This window comes from Shewanella electrodiphila, assembly GCF_023283985.1.
GTDB lineage: Bacteria > Pseudomonadota > Gammaproteobacteria > Enterobacterales > Shewanellaceae > Shewanella > Shewanella electrodiphila.
Window position 1 is genome coordinate 293,655 of sequence record NZ_JAKIKU010000001.1, and the last position, 20,496, is coordinate 314,150.

Below are 20,496 nucleotides of genomic sequence, written 5' to 3' on the forward strand. Positions count from 1 at the left end.
TGTTTCTCGTTAATAGATTAATGGTCGTTATTAACTAGAAACAGATAGAGCGGAATATACTGGTGTATCTGATTTTTATGATAATTCAATTCACTTTATGCACTATTTAACGAAAGCATTGATTAGCTAATTAGAGGTTATTGTTTTTTGTCCATGGCATTTGTTCATTCTCAATGCTGGATGCTCTCTGGACTACTGCTAGCGGCATTAACTGGTTCTGTGTGTACTCATTCCAGTTTTCGGGGTAGGTAGCTTTAGAACGGTGATTTACTTAGCCAGGAGATTATGAAAGTAGTGATAGGTGGTATCTGAGGGGGGAGGGGCTTGTTGTATTATCAAGTCTTGGCATGTGATTTAAAAAATTGCTTATATGATTAACTTTGCTTGTTAATTAGCTGGCGTTACAGCTAGCATTATTTTCATTTTTAGCTAAAAAAAATGAAATTCCGGCATAATCTTTTTTTTTTTAATTTTTTTATATCCTTTATCCTGATTGCATTAACACAAACTATAGCGTGATTTATTAATGCACTTAAACTTTGAATCTCATCAATACAGCACATTACCCAGCGGTAGTGGGGGTGTGTTTGTGGATTCTCGGTCTAAGGTTATGGAGGCAATATTTGAATTTGTTAAAATACAAGGGCTCTCAAAAAAGGCTATTACAGAATTTATTATCCAGTACAGTGAGATAAAGGCTCTAGAACCGAAAATCAATGCCAGCTCTTACTTTAGTGATAAAAGAATTAATGCATTAGTAAAAATAGCTTTGGCATCTGAAGTGACGTTATTAGAAGCCACTGAGCTATTTCATTTAGTTTGTCAGTATGAAAAGCAACAATCACAGTCAGCTCCAGCTCCTCATCTCGAACAGCTTGGTACGGTCGAGCCGACGGTTTCTATGCAAATAGACGAAATTGCACCTGAATCAGTATCCGTATTAATGGCTAATGTTGCAGACGCAGCAGAGGGTTCTGTCCATGATGACCTAAATGGAGCTGATAGCAGTGTTAACTCAACGGATGCATTATCCGCTGAGGCTGATTTCCCCTCGACTGAAAGCCCTGTGCCATTAAATCCTGAGCTTAACGAATGCAATGTATTGGGTGTCAGCGGCGATTCACTTTGTCCGTTGCAAGATGTAGAAGATGATCTGTTATCAGGTGGACCGGTTGAGCAACCACTGATAAGTAGTTATTCGGCGCAGCTTCAACAAAAGGTGACGCAAGAATGTAAACAAATCACTTTGGATCAGATATATGACAGTGAACTCATTGATTCTTTAATGGCGCAAGGCAAAAGGAAAATTAAAGTTGCTGGGATTAGTGAAAAAGGCCTAAATATAGAGCTAACCAAACTTAACCTCACTTTCATGGTTAAGTGTAAATATAATGGTAAAGGTCATCGGTGTGTCCTTCTGAGATGGAAACGTCATGAGCCTCCTAGTCAACAGCAGCTATTAAAGGCTGTAGCTGATTACCTGGCGATAAAAGAGAAACTGGCTAGACCGCCAAGTAGTGGTGAGTTTAGAGTGCACTCTAAAGTCTTTCAAAAGGTCGGAGATGTCATTGCAATTTACTTAGATGACATTGTTGAACGTTATGGCGAAGGTTCTGCTGAATGGAAAGTCATTACCGCTCTTATCAATAATCATCTGTCTAAGCCAAAAGAAATCCAATTACCAAAGCATAAAGAAACTGTGATATTGATTAATGAAGATATTAAAAGTTTTACTATAGCGAGATTTAACCGTTACCTAGACGCATTTAAAAGTACTAATGGCGTTCACGATAAGATTGTTTCTAGAGTAAAGGCGGCTTTTAATTTTGCTCTTGATGAGAGGCTTATCGCTTACGAAGATGCACAACCATTTATAAGGGCAACTCGAATAAATATAGATCGCCATGTCGTTATACCTGATGATGACTTTAAGTCTATCCTTGGAAAGCTTAATTCAATTGAACAAAAAGATTTCGTTTTCTTTGTTAAATTACAAAATACCGGACATTTCAGAACCCAACAGCTTATGTCTATGAAATTTGAACAGGTTGATTTTCAGCATATGAAGGTTCGAGTTAAGCCCAAAAAAGGTAAATTAGTCGATATTCAATTGGATGAAGAAACACTTGAATTGATAAATACCAGGCAGAAATATCTCACTGGAGATTACGGGAGGGCGAATTACTTGTTTCCTTCAACAAAGTCCAACTCTGGACATCGATCTAATTTTTATTGTGACTGGAATAAGCTTTGTGATGAATTTGGCTGGGTCACAATAGATAAAACTGGTGAAAGAATTAATAAATACAGGTTTCATGATTTTAGAGAAACGTTACTTGCACGGATTAGTGAATTTAATGATGAAGTATTAGCTTCACAGCTTGGGCACTTATCCACTCATAATATCAAGAACTACAGAAAGGCGTTGCCTGCTCAAAGTCAAATTGCAGCTGAAGCTGGAAGCCAAAGAAAGCCGAAGCTGTAGATAGACAATAATCTCGGGGAAGAGAGCAGTCATTGCGATGTGTTAGCAATACAAGTTGACGTGATTGGCAGAGACAAAAACGTTCGATTGTATGCCTTAGGGAAAGCGGCTTTATATACTGAGAGCGTGCATCAAAATGTGGTTATTTCAGATGAACTCAACGATTTGGCAAGGATAGCGGTGTTTTTTGCTTTGGACACAATGTTGAACTGAAGATGACGGTAGAGAAAATACATAGATGTTGATTATAAATATGCAGGAAACTAGAATTAAATAGAGAGAGAAAGTATGAAAATGTGGAATAGAAGTGGAACAGAATAGAGTAAGGTATCTTTTAGGCCTTTGTAAACAAAGGCTTAAAAGAAAAATTGGTGGCCCCTCCCAGACTCGAACTGGGGACCTGACGATTATGAGTCGTATGCTCTAACCAACTGAGCTAAGGGGCCGACTTAAGACAGTCGTCACTATCAAAAGCGGAGGGAAGTATACGAAGTTTATCGGTACTTGTCACCACTCAATTCGCTAGAAATTCACTTCTACGTATCGTTTGGTTATCTGTTAAGCAATTTGCAGGCAGGTTCAGGTTAATACCCCTGATTTATAACAATAAAAAAGCCCGCTAGTTGCGGGCTTTTTATCAATCTTTAGACTTATTCGTCTAAGAAAGACTTTAAGATTTCAGAGCGAGAAGGGTGACGTAATTTACGTAACGCTTTTGCTTCAATCTGACGAATACGTTCACGTGTTACGTCAAACTGCTTACCGACTTCTTCAAGTGTATGGTCAGTGTTCATATCGATACCGAAACGCATGCGCAATACTTTAGCTTCACGAGCAGTTAGACCTGCTAATACTTCGTGAGTGGCATTCTTTAAACTTTCGCTAGTTGCTGAGTCTAAAGGAAGCTCTAAGGTATTATCTTCAATGAAGTCACCTAAGTGTGAATCTTCATCGTCACCAATTGGCGTTTCCATTGAGATAGGCTCTTTAGCGATTTTCAGCACTTTAAGAATCTTATCTTCAGGCATTAACATGCGTTCTGATAATTCTTCAGGTGTTGGTTCGCGACCCATTTCTTGTAACATTTGACGTGAAATACGATTTAGTTTGTTAATCGTTTCAATCATATGTACTGGAATACGAATTGTACGCGCTTGGTCAGCAATAGAACGTGTAATTGCCTGACGGATCCACCATGTTGCATAAGTCGAGAACTTATAACCACGACGGTATTCAAACTTATCTACAGCTTTCATCAAACCGATGTTACCTTCTTGAATCAAATCCAAGAATTGTAGACCACGGTTGGTGTACTTTTTAGCAATCGAAATTACTAGACGTAAGTTTGCTTCAACCATTTCTTTCTTCGCACGACGAGCTCTTGCTTCACCGATTGACATACGACGGTTGATGTCTTTAATTGCACGAATGATTAGACCTGTTTCTTTTTCGATTGCAGCCAATTTAGTGCTACAACGAATCACGTCTTCTTCAACCATTCTCAAACCTTCAGCGTAAGGCTTGTTACTGTCTTTTTCTGCATGGAACCAAGCTAAATCAGTTTCGTTGCCAGTGAAGAACTTAACAAAGTTTTTCTTCGGCATTTTAGCTTGATCAACACATAACTTTAGAATTAAACGCTCTTGAACACGTACGCGATCCATCATGGTGCGCATGCTTTTTACTAAGCGATCAAACTGTTTAGGAATTAAACGGAATTCTTTAAAGAGTTCGCCGATGACAAATAAAGCACCAATGGCTTCAGGGTGGTCACGACCTTTCTTTTCAATTACCGCTAAGCCTTTTTCATAAGACTCACGTAATTGAGTGAACTTTTCTTTGGCTTCTTCAGGACATGGACCTTTTGGGCCTTCCTCTTCTTCTTCGTCGTCACCGTCATCATCTTCGTCTTCAAGTTCTTCTTCTGATAACTCAGAACCTACGTGAGTAGCAGTAGGCGCTACGTCATCGTCATCTGGGTTAACGAAACCTGCAATGATGTCAGTTAAGCGAAGTTCATCCGCTTCATACTTATCAAACTGTTCAAGAATCATCGCAATGGCTTGCGGGTATTCTGAAACAGAACTTTGAACCGTATTAATGCCTTCTTCAATACGTTTTGCGATGACGATTTCGCCTTCGCGGGTCAATAGCTCAACAGTACCCATTTCACGCATGTACATACGTACTGGGTCTGTAGTACGACCTAATTCACTCTCTACCGTAGCAAGTGCAGCTGCTGCTTCTTCTGCTGCATCTTCATCGGTGTTGTCCTCAGACATCATAATGTCATCGGCATCTGGCGCTTGTTCGTAAACGCGGATGCCCATGTCATTGATCATCTGGACAATATCTTCAATCTGATCTGAATCGACCATGTCAGCTGGCAAGTGGTCATTGACTTCAGCGTAGGTTAAGTAACCTTGCTCTTTACCTTTAGCAAGCAACAATTTAAGTTGCGACTGCGGAGTATGCTCCATAGATATCATCCAAGTTGGGGAAACTGAAATAACGACTGGACACCTGCCGAAGCATAAGTGTCAAGCAAATCGTCAATTATAGCTGTATGAACTAAAGTACGCTAGTCCATGACATTGCTTAACTGAACATTTTTAAAATAAAAAATGCAATTATGCGATGCCTTTCATTATCGAAATAAGCTTCGTTAGCTGAATTTTTTCAGCTTTCGTTAGAGTTTGTTTAAGACTCAATTCCTGATAACGCTGTTCAATATATTGATTGTTCAACCAAATCAGGGTTTGTTTAAACTCTTGAACTAAGTTCTCATCCGCCACTTGGTGGTCCCATTGGGCCAATTTAATCAAGGCACTCTTTTGCTCGTGCTCTCGATATATCTCAAGTAGTTGTGCGCTGTTAAACTGTTGTTCGCGAGTTAAATTTAACAAATCAATTAGCAAGTCAATGCCAGCAATTTGTAAGTGGGCTAAAGCAGGTTGGGCAGCTAAGCCGTAACCTAAATCAGGTCGTTGCACTAACAAAGCAATGGCTAATCGCAATGGTGTACCGCGCCCTTGTAAGCCCTTTTTATTCATAGGCTGTTGCTGTTTTACGGCAAAACCTAATTTTTTCTTTAGATCGTCTGCGCTGTTCATACCAATTTTATGCGCAAGATTCTCTAATAATAAATTCTGTAAAACGGTATCTTGTACTCGTTCAATCAGTGCCATAGCTTCTTTAGCCAGTGCACTTTTATCTGTGCCGTATTGGCTGGTTAATGTCTCAAATAAGAATGCGGGTAAATCAAGCGCATCGAGCATTAACTTTTCAAAGCCTTCTTTACCGACTTGGCGAACCATCGTATCTGGATCTTCACCTTGTGGTAAAAACATAAATCTAACGACATCACCAGGCTTAAGTAATGGCAGAGCGGTTTCTAAAGCGCGCCAAGCGGCTTTCTTACCCGCTTTATCGCCGTCATAACAACAAATCACTTCTTTTGCACTACGCACTAACAACTGAAATTGTTCAGCTGTTGTTGCTGTGCCAAGTGATGCAACGGCATAATCAACGTCAAATTGGGCTAATGCAACGACATCCATATAACCTTCAACAATCAATACTTGCTGCGGGTCTCTATGTCTTTGCTTGAGTTCATATAAGCCGTAAAGCTCATTACCCTTATGAAATATGGGCGTTTCTGGCGAATTCAAGTACTTCGGTGTGCCATCGCCTAAAACTCGACCACCAAAGCCAACTACACGACCTCGACGGTCACGAATGGGAAACATTAATCGATCGCGAAAGCGGTCGTAACGTTTTCCGTTATCGTTGGCAATCAACATGCCTGCAGTCAGTAATTTGTCTTGTGCTGACTGATTTTGGCGATAGCGACTTAATAGTCCATCCCAACCGTCAGGCGCAAAACCAATCCCAAAGTGCTCAACCACAGTGGATGAAAGCCCTCTGAAATCTAAATAATCTAATACTTTTTGTTTGTCTGAGTGCTGACGTAACTGACTTTGATAAAAGAGATTCGCTTCTTCCATCAATTGGTATAAGTCGCGGCTCAAACCTTGATCTTTTTTAGGACCAGTACCTTGTTCTCTGGGTACATCTAATCCTAATTTACCTGCGAGTTCTTCGATGGCATCCACAAATTCCAGCCTATCGTATTCCATAATGAAATCGATGGCGTTGCCATGAGCACCACAACCAAAGCAGTGATAAAACTGTTTATCTCGACTGACAGTAAAAGAAGGTGATTTTTCGCTATGAAAAGGACAACATGCAGAGTGATTTTTCCCTGCTTTTTTCAAAGGTACACGATGATCAATTAGATCAACAATGTCGGTGCGAGCTATAAGCTCATTGATAAAGTCACGAGGTATCGCCATTTATGCTATAGGTCTCGCATTACCAAGTAGATAAAACAAACAAGCCGCGCAAGATGCACGGCTTATTCAACACTAAAATGTTATTAGTTTAATTTAGCACGAATTTGGCCGCCAATGGCACCCATATCTGCACGTCCTTGAACCTTAGATTTTAATGCTCCCATTACTTTGCCCATATCCGCCATGGTTGATGCGCCTACCTGTGAGATAGCTTCATCAATGATTGCGGCAACTTCTTCTTCTGTTAAAGGAGAAGGCAAGAAAGTTTCAATAACTTGAATCTCTGCTGCTTCAGTTGCTGCTAACTCCGGGCGACCTGCTGACTCATATTGAGTAATAGAATCGCGACGTTGTTTCACCATTTTGGTTAAAACGGCTATTGTCTGTTCATCAGTCAGAGTTTCGCGGGTATCCACTTCAATCTGTTTAACGGCAGACAATGCCATACGAATAGTCCCCAAACGTGCCTTATCTTTGGCACGCATGGCTTCTTTCATCTGGTCTTTTAGCTGTTCAACTAGGCTCATAATGAGATTAGTATAAACGTACGCGACGTGCGTTTTCGCGAGAAAGCTTCTTAGCTAGACGCTTAACAGCGGCAGCTTTTGCGCGCTTACGTGCAGAAGTTGGCTTCTCGTAGAATTCACGAGCGCGAACATCAGCTAAGATACCTGCTTTTTCACAAGAGCGCTTGAAACGACGAAGAGCTACGTCGAATGGTTCGTTTTCACGTACTTTAATTATTGGCATACGCCATCACCCCTTAGGTGTAGTTAATTTGGCACTACCAGTAAAGGTAGATTAACCAAGGCTATTTAATAAAATGGTGCGGAATTCTACACCGAGATATGTGCTTTTGTAAACCCCCTTTGTTACTGAGTTTGCGTAATTCGCTTGTCATATTTTTGCAGATAGTTGAGCTTTACTGGAATAACGCTGCATCAACAGGTAGAATTGCCGCCCTTACAATTTTAGGAATATGAGCTGCTATGCGGGTTTTAGGTATTGAAACGTCTTGTGATGAAACAGGTATTGCTGTCTTTGATGATGAGCAAGGATTGTTGTCACATGCTTTATATAGTCAAGTAAAGTTACATGCTGATTATGGCGGCGTAGTACCAGAACTAGCCTCACGTGATCATGTTCGCAAAATTGTGCCACTGATTAAACAAGCGTTAAAAGAAGCTAATTCTTCAGTGGATGACATTGATGGCATTGCTTTCACAAAAGGCCCAGGCTTAATCGGTGCTTTACTGGTTGGTGCATGTGTTGGTCGTTCTTTAGCTTATTCATGGGATAAACCTGCAATTGGGGTTCATCATATGGAAGGCCATCTACTCGCGCCTATGCTTGAAGATGATGCACCAGAATTTCCATTTTTGGCTTTATTGGTTTCTGGCGGTCACTCAATGTTAGTTAAAGTTGATGGTATCGGACAATACGAAGTGTTAGGTGAGTCGGTTGATGATGCAGCCGGAGAAGCGTTTGATAAAACAGCCAAATTGATGGGCCTAGATTACCCTGGTGGTCCAAGACTTGCCAAGCTTGCTTCGAAAGGTGTGGAAGCAGGTTACAAATTCCCAAGACCCATGACAGATAAACCTGGGCTGAACTTTAGCTTTTCTGGTTTAAAAACATTTACTGCCAATACTATTGCAGCTGAACCTGATGATGAACAAACTCGGGCTAACATTGCTCGCGCTTTTGAAGAAGCTGTGGTTGATACGCTCGCGATTAAGTGTAAACGTGCATTAAAGCTGACGGGTTATAACCGTCTTGTCGTTGCAGGTGGAGTGAGCGCTAATAGCCGCTTAAGAGAAAACCTTGCTGAAATGATGCAACAGCTCAATGGTGAGGTGTTCTATCCACGTGGTGAGTTCTGTACAGACAATGGTGCGATGATTGCGTATGCTGGCTTACAGCGTTTAAAAGCTGGCCAGACAGAAGATTTAGAAGTTAAAGGGCAGCCGCGCTGGCCACTCGATACGTTAGAAGCCGTGTAAAAGAATAAGCATTCTAATAATAAAAAACCTAAGCCATGGCTTAGGTTTTTTAGTTTTAAAACTTAACATTTTCAAGTTAGCACTTGTTTTAAGTGAAAGCTTGATTAGCTTTGTTCGTTGTTCGCTTTCTTTTTTCGCGACAACTTACTTTCTTCGCCAATTCTTAAGCGCTTAATGTTGTCTTTGTGTCTGATGACAATTAACAGTGACAGCATCGCAACAGGGATGATAAATCGATCATCTAGCCACCATGTATACACAGGTGCGAGCATTGCGGTGAGAATCGCAGCAAGGGATGAATAACGTGTCAGTAATACAAACACAATCCAAGTTGCGATGAGTGATAATGCTAAATCACCACCAATAGGGGCCATTGCACCAAATGCCGTTGCAACGCCTTTACCACCCTGGAAATTAAAGAAGATAGGGAAGATATGCCCAAGACAAGCTGCGATAGCAATTAAGCCCAGCGATACAGCATCTTGCCCTAATAAATAACTGAAATAACTCGGCGCAGCGCCTTTTAGCATGTCAAAAAATAACACTAATGCAGCTGAACTGGCGCCTCCAATTCTCAGCACATTGGTTGCACCTGGATTTCCTGAGCCTTCTGTACGCGGATCTGGCAACCCTCGTAATTTGCATACAAGAATAGCGCTTGAAATTGAACCGGCTAAGTAGGCGGTTATAATCATCAAAATAGTGATTGTAACAGCGCTCAAATTGGTTTCCTTACTCGTCTTAGGGTATTATCGCCCATTAATTAATTTCACTTGAGATTAATTGTAATTACAGGGTTAATAAGCACTTTTGAATCGTGAGATGTTCCTTAGTGCAGCCGCTATCCTACTGCTTAAATTGCTCAGGAAAAAGGCTAAAACTATAATAACCGCTATTTGATGTCATTTTCAGCCTTTTAAGTTGAAATATTTTGGGTAAGACGTGTACAGCATGGAGTTCACATGGACAAAGTTTTAATTCGCGAGCTAAAAGTCGAAACGGTAATTGGTATTTATGAATGGGAAAAGCAAATTCATCAAACCTTGCTCATCGACTTAGATATGGCATGGGATAATAAGCTTGCTGCAGCGTCTGATGATTACCAATATGCGCTTTGTTATGAAACCGTTTCGAATCGATTGACTGCATTGATTACAGAAAAGCCGATAGAACTCATTGAGACCGTAGCTGAAATGACAGCCCAATGTTTGATGTCTGAATTTAATGTTTTATGGGTTAAAGTCGCAGTTATGAAACCCGGTGCAGTACCAACGGCTAAATCAGTTGGCGTTGTTATTGAACGCGGTCATATCTAAATCACATTTTATTGACAGCTTTCATGCTGAAATTAATTAATTTTTCATAATTGCTCTGTATATTACCGGATGAGTTAATGGCACGTATTTATATCAGTTTGGGAACTAACATTGATCCTGTAGAGCATATGCAGTCGGGGTTAGTGGATTTACATGAACATTTTGGTGATTTAACCTTATCGAGAATGTTTGAAAGTGAAGCGGTTGGTTTTCAAGGTACAAATTTCTTAAATATGGTTGCAGCAGCAGATACTGATATGAGTATTGCTGATGTTGTTGCCACATTTAAGGGAATTGAGAAACAAAATGGACGTATTAGAGGCGAAAAAAAGTTTAGCCCTCGAAGTTTGGATATAGATTTACTGCTTTACGATGATGAAGTCTGTCATCAGCCGATTGAGTTGCCTCGTGGTGAGATCCTTTATAATGCGTTTGTATTATGGCCCTTAGCTGAGATAGCTCCTATGCTGACGCATCCTATCACTCAACAGTCGTATCAATACCTTTGGGAACACTATGATAAATCGAGCCAGCATATTTGGCCGATTGAGTTTGAATTTCCCGTGCTTGTTTCTCGTTAAGCTTGGGTGTTTTTAGTGTTAGTGAGTGATGCATTCGCAATTCATCAATTAGTCAGTTTTATCAAAATTTTATTTTAAAGGAACATCATGGAAACGCTTCAGATTATCTTTTTAGCGCTTATTCAAGGGCTAACAGAGTTTTTACCCATTTCAAGCTCTGCGCATTTAATTTTACCTTCGCAAATTTTAGGTTGGGAAGATCAAGGTTTATTTTTTGATGTTGCCGTGCACATTGGTTCATTGCTTGCTGTGGTGATCTACTTTAGAACCGAAATATGGGCGATGTTAACGGCTTGGATTGCGAGTATTTTTAAAGGCGTTCATACCCAAGATAGTAAATTAGCTTGGTGGATTATTTTAGCAACCTTACCTGCGGTATTCTTTGGCTTTATGGCGAAAGACTTAATTGAAACCTATTTACGTGGTCCTGGTGTTATTGCTATTACAACCGTTATCTTCGGCTTAATGTTGTGGGTAGGTGATAAAATGGCTCGCAATGAATTAACTGAGTATCAAACCGGCTGGCGTAAAGCATTGTTGATTGGTTTTGCACAGGCGATGGCAATCATTCCGGGTACGTCTCGTTCTGGTATTACTATAACAGCCGCATTAATGCTTGGGCTAAACCGAGAAGCTGCAGCACGTTTTTCATTTTTAATGTCGATTCCTGTGATCCTAGGCGCAGCAATATTAATGAGCAAAGATGCTATCGCAGGTGACTTAGTCATGGACTACACTGAGTTGTTATTAGGCGTCGCTGTGTCATTTGTTGCGGCTTATACCTGTATTTTCTTCTTTTTGAAAATCATTAGTAAAATCGGTATGACACCATTTGTATTGTATCGCTTAATGTTAGGCGCTGTATTATGTGGGTTTATTTTCCTGTAAAATAATCCAGTTCGTCTAAATAAGAAAACGGGTATTGTTACCCGTTTTTTATTCTCTTAATTTCAGCAAATTGACCCATTTTTTATCTCAAAGGAAGCTTGCCCGTTATGAACTCAATTTTGATATGTCCAACATGCGCTGCTAAGTTGAATTTCCACGAGTCATCATCGGGTTATTATTGTGATAACAAACATCATATTGATAAGAACTCGCAAGGTTATTGGTCGTTTGTGACTTCAACTAAATTTAAAGGCTCAAGCGATACACGCCAGCAGTTACGCTCAAAACGCTTTTTAATGACATCAGGTATTTTTTCGCCTTTAGTCGAGCAATTGTCAGCGGCATTTAACTTAGCTGTAAAAGACAAAACCCATGTTAACCATCTCAATTACCAATGTGCTGATGGCTTTTACTTACGCGCCCTTATTCAAGGGGCAGATAACTCATCTGTAAACCATTGGGGCGTATCTGAAGCTGAAAATGCACTGTTTGCTGCCAGTAAAGACAGTACACCTGCTAACTTATTGCTTAGCCCTTTCAAGAAGTTGCCATTTGCAAATGAGTCACTGGATGTGATCACCCTGTTTGATGCACAACTAAAAGGCAAAGAGTGCTTAAGAACACTTAAAAAAGATGGGGTGTTATTGTTATTAGTACCAGCTCCAAGGCATTTATGGCAGCTAAAGCAAAAAGTGTATGAAAATTTATCTGAAAAGCCGCAACAGCTAAACCTACCTAAAGATGTCGAGTTAGTTTCATCGATGCCAATCACGTTTGCTGCTGATGTAACTGGCGAACAAGCGATAACATTATTAGACATGAATAACCTTAGCTGGCGAATTAATGATGAGCTAAAGCATGATATAAAGCAGAAAGCCATTGAAGCGTTGGAATTTGATTATTTATTGCTGACTGCAAAAGTAAAATAACTGTCTGGTTAGGGCTGAACTATTTCACCGTTTAATACCCGCACTTTGTATTACGTGCCTATGAATATTAGTCCGAGGTTATTTATTCCTAGGCTGTTTTTATCAGGGTATTTTTCAGGGGTATTTTATCAGGGGTATTATAATCAGGGTTATTTCAAGGTTATTCATTTGGTAGCGATTAACCTGACGGCTTTTAAAGTCATGACATTTAATGTGGAACATAGGGATAACGCTATTTCACTTGTTTAGAATGATGCATTCTAGAGTGAAGGTAAAAGTGTGATGATTTTTACATAGTCAGACTATTAGCAAAGCATTAGATAAACTTTTGTTCTCAGGCAATGAAATTAAGTGAGCATAATCGATAGGTCGAAAAGACTTTATGGTGAGTGCGAAAGGGTAGGGATTAATTTATTAAACGCCAGAAACAATTAAGGCTTGAAATGGTAATTGACGAAACGTCTTATTACTATTATCAAGCCCTAATAATCAACCTATATAAATAAGCTAATTTTCATGTATTCTTACTTTTTGTAAGAAGAAGCCATGTTGTCGATACGGTCGTTAGCACGAGATGCTTCAGCTTGAGCGTCCATAGCTGCAGCTTTAGTATCTTTAACATCAGCAGCAAGTTTGCTTTGATCTGATTTTAGTGAACTAACTTCAGCAGATAGTTGATCTACTTTGTTACCTAGGTTAGCAACACTTTCTTCTAGAGCAGTAGTGTTTGCACAGCCACCTAAAAGAGCAGTCATAGCAACACCAGCAATCATTAGTACTTTCTTGTTCATGGAAAATCCCTTCATTATAGGTTGTAATAAATTGCTGAAGCATATTGCCCAGCAGCGCTTTAATTATGTCACAGCTTTTAGAATTTGCTATACCAAAAACTAATAAATATGACAAAAATCAACGTAAATCTAATAGATTGGAGCATATTCTTCGATTATTTCACCAATATTTCATCAAAGAGGTGTTTATTTATTAGCCTGATATTTTTTCAGTTTCCTAATCATAAGGTATTAGTTTGTACAAATAATGACAAGGTTGATTTTTAGTACTCAAGTATTAATGGATTATAATTGTTTCAATGATTGCTTATATTGGTTTATTGCTTCAACTCTGCGGTTTGATAACTGCAGTTTTATTTCTGCACCTCTAAACCCTTCAGATATTATTTGTTGCACATCTATATCTTTGGCAAGTTGATAGCAGTGGGTTAAATATTCACTTTGTGGATATTCAGCTGCTTCAAATCCTGTTCTGCCACGAATGTCAGCGTGACAGCAAATAAGCAAGTCATCTAAACGTTGAGGTTTTCGCCATACATCTGCTTTATCGAAAATCTTTATAATCGTTTCAGCTCTTAATTCTTGGGCATTATGAATGTTTTGATGTTGGTCGCTACACAATAAAGACAACTCTTTGTACTCGTTTGGTACTTTTATCCGCTGACATAGCTTTTTAATCACGGGTAAACCTTTTTGACCATGACCATGATGTTTTGGCCACTGCTCTTTTGGCGTGATAGCTTTACCTAAGTCGTGCACCAAAGCAGCAAAGCGGATGGTTGTTTTACCTGTTAATTGTGCCGCAGACTGCAGTACCATCATAGTGTGGACGCCGGTATCGATTTCAGGGTGCCACTTTTCAGGTTGTGGCACACCAAATAGCGCATCAATTTCAGGAAACAGCACTTTTAAAGCGCCACATTTACGTAACTGTAGGAAAAACACCTCTGGGTGCTCTGTACTTAGGGCTTTATCAAGCTCTTGCCAGACTCTTTCTGGCGTCAGGTAATCTAGCTCACCTGACTCACTTATGTGTCTCATCAGTTCAATGGTTTCATCTGCTATTTCAAATCCGAGATGGGCAAATCTAGCCGCAAAACGAGCGACTCGCAATACTCTTAAAGGATCTTCAATAAAGGCATCAGACACATGACGCAGGATACGATTCTCAAGGTCTTGTTGGCCTTGGTACGGGTCGAAGATTTGGCCGTTATCATCTTTAGCCATTGCATTGATAGTTAAGTCCCGTCTAAGTAGGTCTTGCTCTAATGTCACATCTTTATTTGCTTCACAGCTAAACCCGCCATAGCCTTGACCGCTTTTTCTTTCTGTACGCGCAAGGGCATACTCTTGTTGTGTCTTAGGGTGTAAAAATACCGGAAAATCCCTACCAACTTGGCTGAAGCCTAAATCAAACATCTCTTCTACAGAGCCACCCACCACAACATAATCTTTATCTTTTATGGGCAAGGATAAAAGCTGATCTCGAACTGCGCCGCCCACTAAATAGATTTCCATAAACGTCTTTACCCTGATTAAATTAACTCATCACAGTTTATCATTCGGCATTAATCTAGAATGCCTTGTGTAAACACAGTTTAAATTGTGCATTATTAATGTAAATCTTAGCACGACTAACATTTCTGCTGCTAAATTTTGACAAGCACTACAGCAAGCTATAACTTGAGCCGTCAGTTTTAAATAAGGATTTTTGGCCAGATGTATAAAGCATTTTATGGATTGAATGATAATCCATTTTCAATCGCGCCCAACCCGCATTATTTATTTCTCAGTGATCGTCACCGAGAAGCATTAGCTCACTTAACTTATGGTTTAGGAGAAACGGGTGGCTTTGTATTATTAACTGGTGAAGTCGGCACAGGTAAAACTACAGTATCACGTTGTTTATTAAAACAATTACCAGATAATACTGACACTGCTTTTATTCTCAATCCTTCTTTAACTGAACAAGAGTTATTAGCAACGCTTTGTGATGAGCTAAAGATTCAATATGGTGAAGACCCATCGATTAAGCAGCTAACTGATTTAATTAGCCAGTACTTGTTGAATAATCATCAAAATGACCGTAATACCGTGCTTATTATTGATGAAGCCCAACATCTTCGTCCTGAGGTGTTAGAGCAACTTCGATTATTGACCAACTTAGAAACTGATACTAAAAAATTGCTCCAAGTGATTTTAATTGGTCAACCTGAATTGCAGCAGTTGCTCAAACGTCAAGAATTAAGGCAGCTAGCACAACGTATTACAGCTCGTTACCATTTGTTGCCGCTAACAGTTGAAGAAATTCAATTGTATGTTCAGCACCGCCTACAAGTTGCTGGCCGATTCGAGCCGTTATTCACTAAAAAGGCCTGTAAAGCGCTACATAAATTCAGTGGTGGTATTCCAAGATTGACCAACCTTTTATGTGAACGAGCATTAATGGCGGGTTATGGCCAATCTAAAGTGCCGATTGATCACCACATGATTAAGCAAGCAGCAGCAGAAGTCTTAGGTGATATTCCTGTTGAAAGCAGCAATAAATGGCCAATGGCGATAGCGGCTTCGTTAGTTGTGGCTTTCGGTGTGTCATTTTATTTATTCCTGCCTGAATCCCAAACTGAGTCCCAAACTAAACCAAGTGCAACAACAAACTCAGCAGTGAAACAAGAACAGAAAAAAACGCAGACTCCATCAAATGGTAGTCAAAGTATTGTTCGCTCAGCGATGGCACAAAGTCGCAGTATTGATAATGCCTTTGCAGGCCTGTTTGCACTTTGGGATAAGCAACCTATTATTGGTTTAACAGCGTGTCAGGCGGCGAAACAGCAAGGTTTACAGTGCCATCAACAGCAAGGTAATTGGAATAGCATTGCACGTTTAAACTACCCTGCGGTTGTTTACTTAGAAGATCAGCAAGCCAATCAGTTTTACGGTGTGGTTGTTGCTCGAGAAGGTGAACAAATCTTACTCCAGTTGAGTGAGCAGCAATTATGGGTGAATAAAGATTGGTTTAATCGCCACTTTAGCGGCACGTTTGAATTACTTTGGAAAGCATCTGGTGATATTCCAAGAGAGATTAGCCGTACTTCTAACTTGTCTCAAATTCAATGGTTAGAAACAAGCTTAGCTATTATTAGTCAACGAGCACCTAGACTGGTTAATTCTTTTGATAATAATTTAGAGCAGGAACTAATGGCCTTTCAGCGTCAACATGGTCTTAAATCAGATGGCATTGCCGGTAATCAAACCTTAGTACAAATTAATTTATACCTTAATCAACAAGGCCCTAGATTAAGTCGTCAAGCAGGTCGTAGCTAATGTCTATATTGCTAGATGCGGTGACAAAAGAAAAACAACAGCAAATGGGTGAGCTTCCTGATGCTGTGTTAACACCTAGAGCGAACTATCAGCAAGTGAATGGTCATCGCCCTTGGCTTAAGTATGTGCTGTTAGCTGTGGTTATTGCGCTAGGTATCGCTTCAGCTTGGGGCTTGTCTAAACTTATTGTGCCTACGAGCAATATAGGTCAAGCGAAAGAGACGCAAAATAATACAGGCAACGAGCAGACTCAAACTAGTCAAAGCCAATCAATGACTCCTGCTCGTCGTTCTTCAGAGACGCAAAGTGAAGTTCGTATCGCCAATAAAGTTGCACTGCCTATCGCTAAATCCTTATCGCAAGTGAATGGGACAACACAATATGTATCCCGCAGCAGTCAGCCGGCGACGAATGAAACAACCTATGATTATCGACTGAGCAATCAAGGTGGTGAAATGACACCGAGTCAGTCAAGTGGGCAATCTAGTCAGCAATATCAAACAGAACCTAAACAGCAGTCTCAAGCAGACAATAGACAAGCAGCACCTGCGAAAAATCAATCCGTTAGCCGAAATGTTGACGCTGAAGCAAGTGGTGCTAATCAGCTAACAGCTGCTGAGTTACAGGCTTTATATGGCGATGATGCGATTATATTAGGCGCTAACTCTAACTATAAAAAAACGTCAGATCTTGATGCACTGCGGATGAAAGTGAGTGCGGCGGCAAGTGATGTCAATTATGAACAGCAAAGCCAAACGACTTCAAGCATTGATGCAAGTAACACAGCTGCAGATGATGCGAGTAATGCGAATAACTTAATGGCTGCCTTTGAAGCTGCGTTAAAAGAAGTAGAGTATGAAAGCTCTGCCAATGCACCTGTGACAGAAGAAAAGCTTGATCCTATTCCTACCACTAGCAAAGATGAAATCCCATCTTATGGTCAACTGCCTGCAAGTGTGCAATTGCGGGTCCCTGAATTTAATATTCAGGCACATGTGTACTCATCAGCTGCTGAAAACCGTTGGTTGAATGTTGATGGTGAAGAACTGCAAGAAGGGGATAGCATTCAGGGTAGTCTCAATATCATAGAAATAAGGCCTCGAGATGTGGTGCTAGAAATTGATGGCGAAAAATTTAAAGTACCCGCGATATAAATCACTTAGTTTTTGATGACTATTTAGCAATATAAAAGGCGCCGATAGCGCCTTTTTTTTATATGCAAATTACGCGCTGTTAAGTGTTTTAGTCATTTGATTAATAACTGTGTTTAACCTAAAGATTGAACCAGTTGATTTAGTATTAGCAGCAATCAAACGTTCAATAAAAAAGGACTGGCCTGAGCCAGTCCTTTATCAAGTCTCTAAAGTGCTATCTTAGATAGCTAACTTGTAAGTACTTAAAGTGCTTTTAAAGCAGCAAATGCTTTATCTGCAGCAACAAGGGTTAACTCAAGTTCTTCTTCACCGTGAGCCATTGATAAGAAGCCTGCTTCATAAGCGCTTGGCGCTAAGTAAACACCTTCATCTAGCATTAAGTGGTAGAAGTGACGGAAGTGATCCATGTTGCACTGTGTTACTTGGTCAAAACTGGTGATTGGGTTAGTGTCTTCAGTGAAGAAGAAACCGAACATGCCGCCCACTTGGTTAATGCTCAATGGGATACCGTGCTTATCAGCTGCAGCCTTGAAACCTTCAGCAATGCGCTTAGTTTTAGCATTTAGCTCTTCGTAAAGGCCTGGTTGGCATAATGCGTCCATTTGCGCTAAACCTGCAGTCATTGCAATTGGGTTACCCGATAAAGTACCTGCTTGGTAAACTGGACCTGTTGGTGCGATGAATTGCATCACGTCTTTACGACCACCGAAAGCGCCCACTGGCATGCCGCCACCGATCACTTTACCTAAGGTTGTTAGGTCTGGCTTAACGTTGTAATGACCTTGCGCACCGCTTTTAGATACACGGAAACCTGTCATCACTTCATCAATGATCATTAACGCACCGAACTCATCACAGATAGTACGCAGGCCTTCAAGGAAACCTTCAACTGGTGGGATACAGTTCATGTTGCCTGCAACAGGCTCAAGAATGATACAAGAGATAGCTTCTGGATGCTCTGCGAAGATAGCACGTACTGAATCAAGGTCGTTATAAACCGCAGTCAGGGTGTGTTTTGCGAAATCTTCAGGGATACCAGGAGAGCTAGGTTGACCCAGTGTTAATGCACCTGAACCTGCTTTAACCAATAAACAGTCAGCATGGCCGTGGTAACAACCTTCAAACTTTAAGATTTTGTCACGGTTAGTGAAACCACGAGCCAAACGGATTGCGCTCATTGTCGCTTCAGTACCTGAACTCACCATACGAACTTGTTCGATTGATGGCACCATTTCGATGACTTTTTCAGCCATTGTCACTTCAAGTTCAGTTGGCGCACCAAATGATAAACCGTTCTCAACCGCTTCTAATACTGCTTGACGAATTTGCGGATTGTTGTGACCTAAAATCATCGGGCCCCAAGAACCAACATAATCGATATATTTTTTGCCATCAGCATCGTAAATATAAGCACCATCGGCTTTTTCGATGAATAGTGGTGAACCACCAACACCGTTAAAGGCACGAACTGGTGAGTTAACGCCACCAGGGATGGTTTGTTTTGCTTGTTCAAAAAGCGCTTCTGAGCGGGTCATGTGAAATCCTTCTAAAAATCGTTAGCTGACTATCTATCAGCCTTTCGTGAATACCAATTAACAGGGCACTCATGCTGTTGTAGCTGGTTTTCAACACCAAGCGTTAACGCAAAAAGAGCCATTCGAATAAGTAAGCCATTATCTGCCTGTCTGAAAATCGCAAGGCTAGGATGACTATTTAAATCATTATCTAATTCATTTGCTGCCGCACGTGAATCTCGTGGCAATGGATGCATAATCACAGTATTAGATTTACAGTGTTTGGTATAAATACTGTGGTTTAACCTAAACTTGCCACGATATTTGTCCGCTTCATCTTGTGATGCGAATCGTTCTTCCTGAATGCGAGTCAGATAGAGTATATCAGCTTGATGTAAATTACCTTCTAACTGATCTGTTATTGTGATCTTATGACCAGCATTTTCAATGTCATTGATCACATAGTCAGGCATTGCTAAGTCAGATGGTGAAATTAGTGTAAATTGAATACCTTTATACATACACAATAAACGTGACAACGAATGGACAGTGCGCCCATGTTTTAAGTCGCCTACCATCGCGATATGCATGCCGCTAATGTCTTGTCCGTGGTGACTTAACTCTTTTTGAATAGTAAATAAATCCAATAAAGCTTGTGTCGGGTGCTCGTTAGAACCATCACCACCATTAATGACTGGGACGCGGCTGCCTTCAGCAAACTCTTTTACCGAATAAGCCTCTGGGTGGCGCATGGCAATAACATCCGAGTATGTCGATAACACGCGAGCGGTGTCGTATAAAGACTCGCCCTTTGATAGTGATGATGAACCCATGCCGACTGTTTCTCTGACATTGCCGCCGAGTAGGTTAAAAGCACAACCGAAGCTGACTCGAGTACGAGTACTGGGTTCAAAAAAGAGATTACCTAAAATGGCACCGTCAAGCACCTTGGTGCGTTTTTCGCGCAGCGCATAAGGCGTCATATCTTCGGCAACATTAAAAATGGTGTTAATAGCATCAAGATCCAGTTGATTAACTGAAAGGATGTGAGAACCGCTAAACTGTGTCATCAGCCTGATTTCCAATTATTAGGAGAGTAAATAAGGGCTATTTACCCTGTGGTTATGTAGGGTGGCTGAGGCGAGATTTTAACAGA

17 protein-coding genes and 1 tRNA gene are annotated in these 20,496 nt (G+C 40.5%); 8 read left to right on the forward strand and 10 right to left on the reverse strand.

The window, feature by feature from the left end; translation table 11 throughout:
• Positions 1 to 589: 589 nt before the first annotated feature.
• Complete coding sequence (locus tag L2737_RS22420; RefSeq protein ID WP_248954507.1) at positions 590 to 2,485, forward strand: tyrosine-type recombinase/integrase; 1,896 nt, start codon at positions 590 to 592, stop codon at positions 2,483 to 2,485.
• Between the two features lie 369 nt (positions 2,486 to 2,854).
• On the opposite strand, the gene L2737_RS01335 is transcribed toward L2737_RS22420, so the two are convergent.
• From L2737_RS01335 to rpsU, 5 genes are all read right to left on the reverse strand, one after another.
• Positions 2,855 to 2,931, reverse strand: a tRNA-Ile gene (locus L2737_RS01335).
• Positions 2,932 to 3,135: 204 nt separating this feature from the next.
• Positions 3,136 to 4,965: an RNA polymerase sigma factor RpoD gene (gene rpoD / locus L2737_RS01340; RefSeq protein ID WP_229367825.1), complete on the reverse strand. Its 1,830-nt coding sequence runs from the start codon at positions 4,963 to 4,965 to the stop codon at positions 3,136 to 3,138.
• A gap of 150 nt (positions 4,966 to 5,115) precedes the next feature.
• Positions 5,116 to 6,840 (reverse strand): DNA primase, encoded by a 1,725-nt coding sequence (dnaG, locus tag L2737_RS01345; protein ID WP_102529738.1) that lies wholly within the window; start codon positions 6,838 to 6,840, stop codon positions 5,116 to 5,118.
• Positions 6,841 to 6,923: 83 nt separating this feature from the next.
• Positions 6,924 to 7,367: a GatB/YqeY domain-containing protein gene (locus L2737_RS01350; protein WP_102529737.1), complete on the reverse strand. Its 444-nt coding sequence runs from the start codon at positions 7,365 to 7,367 to the stop codon at positions 6,924 to 6,926.
• Between the two features lie 7 nt (positions 7,368 to 7,374).
• Positions 7,375 to 7,590 (reverse strand): 30S ribosomal protein S21, encoded by a 216-nt coding sequence (gene rpsU, locus L2737_RS01355; RefSeq protein ID WP_055024252.1) that lies wholly within the window; start codon positions 7,588 to 7,590, stop codon positions 7,375 to 7,377.
• Positions 7,591 to 7,829: 239 nt separating this feature from the next.
• Here rpsU and tsaD point away from each other — a divergent pair, with 239 nt between their 5' ends.
• On the forward strand, positions 7,830 to 8,843 hold the full coding sequence (gene tsaD / locus L2737_RS01360) for a tRNA (adenosine(37)-N6)-threonylcarbamoyltransferase complex transferase subunit TsaD (protein ID WP_102529736.1): 1,014 nt from the start codon (positions 7,830 to 7,832) through the stop codon (positions 8,841 to 8,843).
• Between the two features lie 104 nt (positions 8,844 to 8,947).
• Here tsaD and plsY read toward each other — a convergent pair whose 3' ends face one another.
• Positions 8,948 to 9,565, reverse strand: a complete 618-nt coding sequence (plsY, locus tag L2737_RS01365; RefSeq protein WP_102529735.1) for a glycerol-3-phosphate 1-O-acyltransferase PlsY — start codon at positions 9,563 to 9,565, stop codon at positions 8,948 to 8,950.
• A 240-nt stretch (positions 9,566 to 9,805) separates the two neighbouring features.
• Here plsY and folB point away from each other — a divergent pair, with 240 nt between their 5' ends.
• The 4 genes from folB (at position 9,806) to L2737_RS01385 (ending at position 12,557) form a co-directional block, all read left to right on the forward strand.
• Positions 9,806 to 10,159, forward strand: coding sequence for a dihydroneopterin aldolase (folB, locus tag L2737_RS01370; protein WP_102529734.1), 354 nt, complete (start codon positions 9,806 to 9,808; stop codon positions 10,157 to 10,159).
• Between the two features lie 77 nt (positions 10,160 to 10,236).
• Positions 10,237 to 10,740, forward strand: coding sequence for a 2-amino-4-hydroxy-6-hydroxymethyldihydropteridine diphosphokinase (folK, locus tag L2737_RS01375; RefSeq protein WP_102529733.1), 504 nt, complete (start codon positions 10,237 to 10,239; stop codon positions 10,738 to 10,740).
• Positions 10,741 to 10,827: 87 nt separating this feature from the next.
• Positions 10,828 to 11,628 carry an undecaprenyl-diphosphate phosphatase gene (locus tag L2737_RS01380; RefSeq protein ID WP_102529732.1) on the forward strand — a complete coding sequence of 267 codons (801 nt, stop codon included), beginning with the start codon at positions 10,828 to 10,830 and terminating at the stop codon, positions 11,626 to 11,628.
• A gap of 107 nt (positions 11,629 to 11,735) precedes the next feature.
• Positions 11,736 to 12,557, forward strand: a complete 822-nt coding sequence (locus L2737_RS01385; protein WP_248954509.1) for a class I SAM-dependent methyltransferase — start codon at positions 11,736 to 11,738, stop codon at positions 12,555 to 12,557.
• A 524-nt stretch (positions 12,558 to 13,081) separates the two neighbouring features.
• Here L2737_RS01385 and L2737_RS01390 read toward each other — a convergent pair.
• Positions 13,082 to 13,348, reverse strand: a complete 267-nt coding sequence (locus L2737_RS01390; RefSeq protein ID WP_102529730.1) for an Lpp/OprI family alanine-zipper lipoprotein — start codon at positions 13,346 to 13,348, stop codon at positions 13,082 to 13,084.
• 285 nt (positions 13,349 to 13,633) lie between these two features.
• Positions 13,634 to 14,866, reverse strand: a complete 1,233-nt coding sequence (locus L2737_RS01395; protein ID WP_248954510.1) for a multifunctional CCA addition/repair protein — start codon at positions 14,864 to 14,866, stop codon at positions 13,634 to 13,636.
• 201 nt (positions 14,867 to 15,067) lie between these two features.
• Between L2737_RS01395 and L2737_RS01400 the strand changes: the two genes are divergently transcribed.
• The gene (locus tag L2737_RS01400) at positions 15,068 to 16,672 is read left to right on the forward strand and encodes an ExeA family protein (protein WP_248954511.1); all 1,605 of its coding nucleotides are present in this window, start codon (positions 15,068 to 15,070) and stop codon (positions 16,670 to 16,672) included.
• Complete coding sequence (locus tag L2737_RS01405; RefSeq protein ID WP_248954512.1) at positions 16,672 to 17,826, forward strand: general secretion pathway protein GspB; 1,155 nt, start codon at positions 16,672 to 16,674, stop codon at positions 17,824 to 17,826. The genes L2737_RS01400 and L2737_RS01405 overlap by 1 nt, the downstream gene beginning before the upstream one ends.
• Before the next feature lie 242 nt (positions 17,827 to 18,068).
• Here the strand turns inward: L2737_RS01405 and hemL are convergent, their stop codons facing one another.
• Complete coding sequence (gene hemL / locus L2737_RS01410; RefSeq protein ID WP_248954513.1) at positions 18,069 to 19,361, reverse strand: glutamate-1-semialdehyde 2,1-aminomutase; 1,293 nt, start codon at positions 19,359 to 19,361, stop codon at positions 18,069 to 18,071.
• Between the two features lie 29 nt (positions 19,362 to 19,390).
• A complete protein-coding gene (locus L2737_RS01415; RefSeq protein WP_248954514.1) occupies positions 19,391 to 20,410 on the reverse strand; it encodes an aspartate carbamoyltransferase in 1,020 nt (339 codons plus the stop codon).
• Positions 20,411 to 20,496: the final 86 nt, after the last annotated feature.

Excerpts from the sequence above, each read along its gene's own strand:
- rpoD (WP_229367825.1), bottom strand. The coding sequence starts at position 4,965 with ATGGAGCATACTCCGCAGTCGCAACTTAAATTGTTGCTTGCTAAAGGT.
- dnaG (WP_102529738.1), bottom strand. The coding sequence starts at position 6,840 with ATGGCGATACCTCGTGACTTTATCAATGAGCTTATAGCTCGCACCGAC.
- L2737_RS01350 (WP_102529737.1), bottom strand. The coding sequence starts at position 7,367 with ATGAGCCTAGTTGAACAGCTAAAAGACCAGATGAAAGAAGCCATGCGT.
- rpsU (WP_055024252.1), bottom strand. The coding sequence starts at position 7,590 with ATGCCAATAATTAAAGTACGTGAAAACGAACCATTCGACGTAGCTCTT.
- tsaD (WP_102529736.1), top strand. The coding sequence starts at position 7,830 with ATGCGGGTTTTAGGTATTGAAACGTCTTGTGATGAAACAGGTATTGCT.
- folB (WP_102529734.1), top strand. The coding sequence starts at position 9,806 with ATGGACAAAGTTTTAATTCGCGAGCTAAAAGTCGAAACGGTAATTGGT.
- folK (WP_102529733.1), top strand. The coding sequence starts at position 10,237 with ATGGCACGTATTTATATCAGTTTGGGAACTAACATTGATCCTGTAGAG.
- L2737_RS01380 (WP_102529732.1), top strand. The coding sequence starts at position 10,828 with ATGGAAACGCTTCAGATTATCTTTTTAGCGCTTATTCAAGGGCTAACA.
- L2737_RS01385 (WP_248954509.1), top strand. The coding sequence starts at position 11,736 with ATGAACTCAATTTTGATATGTCCAACATGCGCTGCTAAGTTGAATTTC.
- L2737_RS01390 (WP_102529730.1), bottom strand. The coding sequence starts at position 13,348 with ATGAACAAGAAAGTACTAATGATTGCTGGTGTTGCTATGACTGCTCTT.
- L2737_RS01395 (WP_248954510.1), bottom strand. The coding sequence starts at position 14,866 with ATGGAAATCTATTTAGTGGGCGGCGCAGTTCGAGATCAGCTTTTATCC.
- L2737_RS01400 (WP_248954511.1), top strand. The coding sequence starts at position 15,068 with ATGTATAAAGCATTTTATGGATTGAATGATAATCCATTTTCAATCGCG.
- L2737_RS01405 (WP_248954512.1), top strand. The coding sequence starts at position 16,672 with ATGTCTATATTGCTAGATGCGGTGACAAAAGAAAAACAACAGCAAATG.
- hemL (WP_248954513.1), bottom strand. The coding sequence starts at position 19,361 with ATGACCCGCTCAGAAGCGCTTTTTGAACAAGCAAAACAAACCATCCCT.
- L2737_RS01415 (WP_248954514.1), bottom strand. The coding sequence starts at position 20,410 with ATGACACAGTTTAGCGGTTCTCACATCCTTTCAGTTAATCAACTGGAT.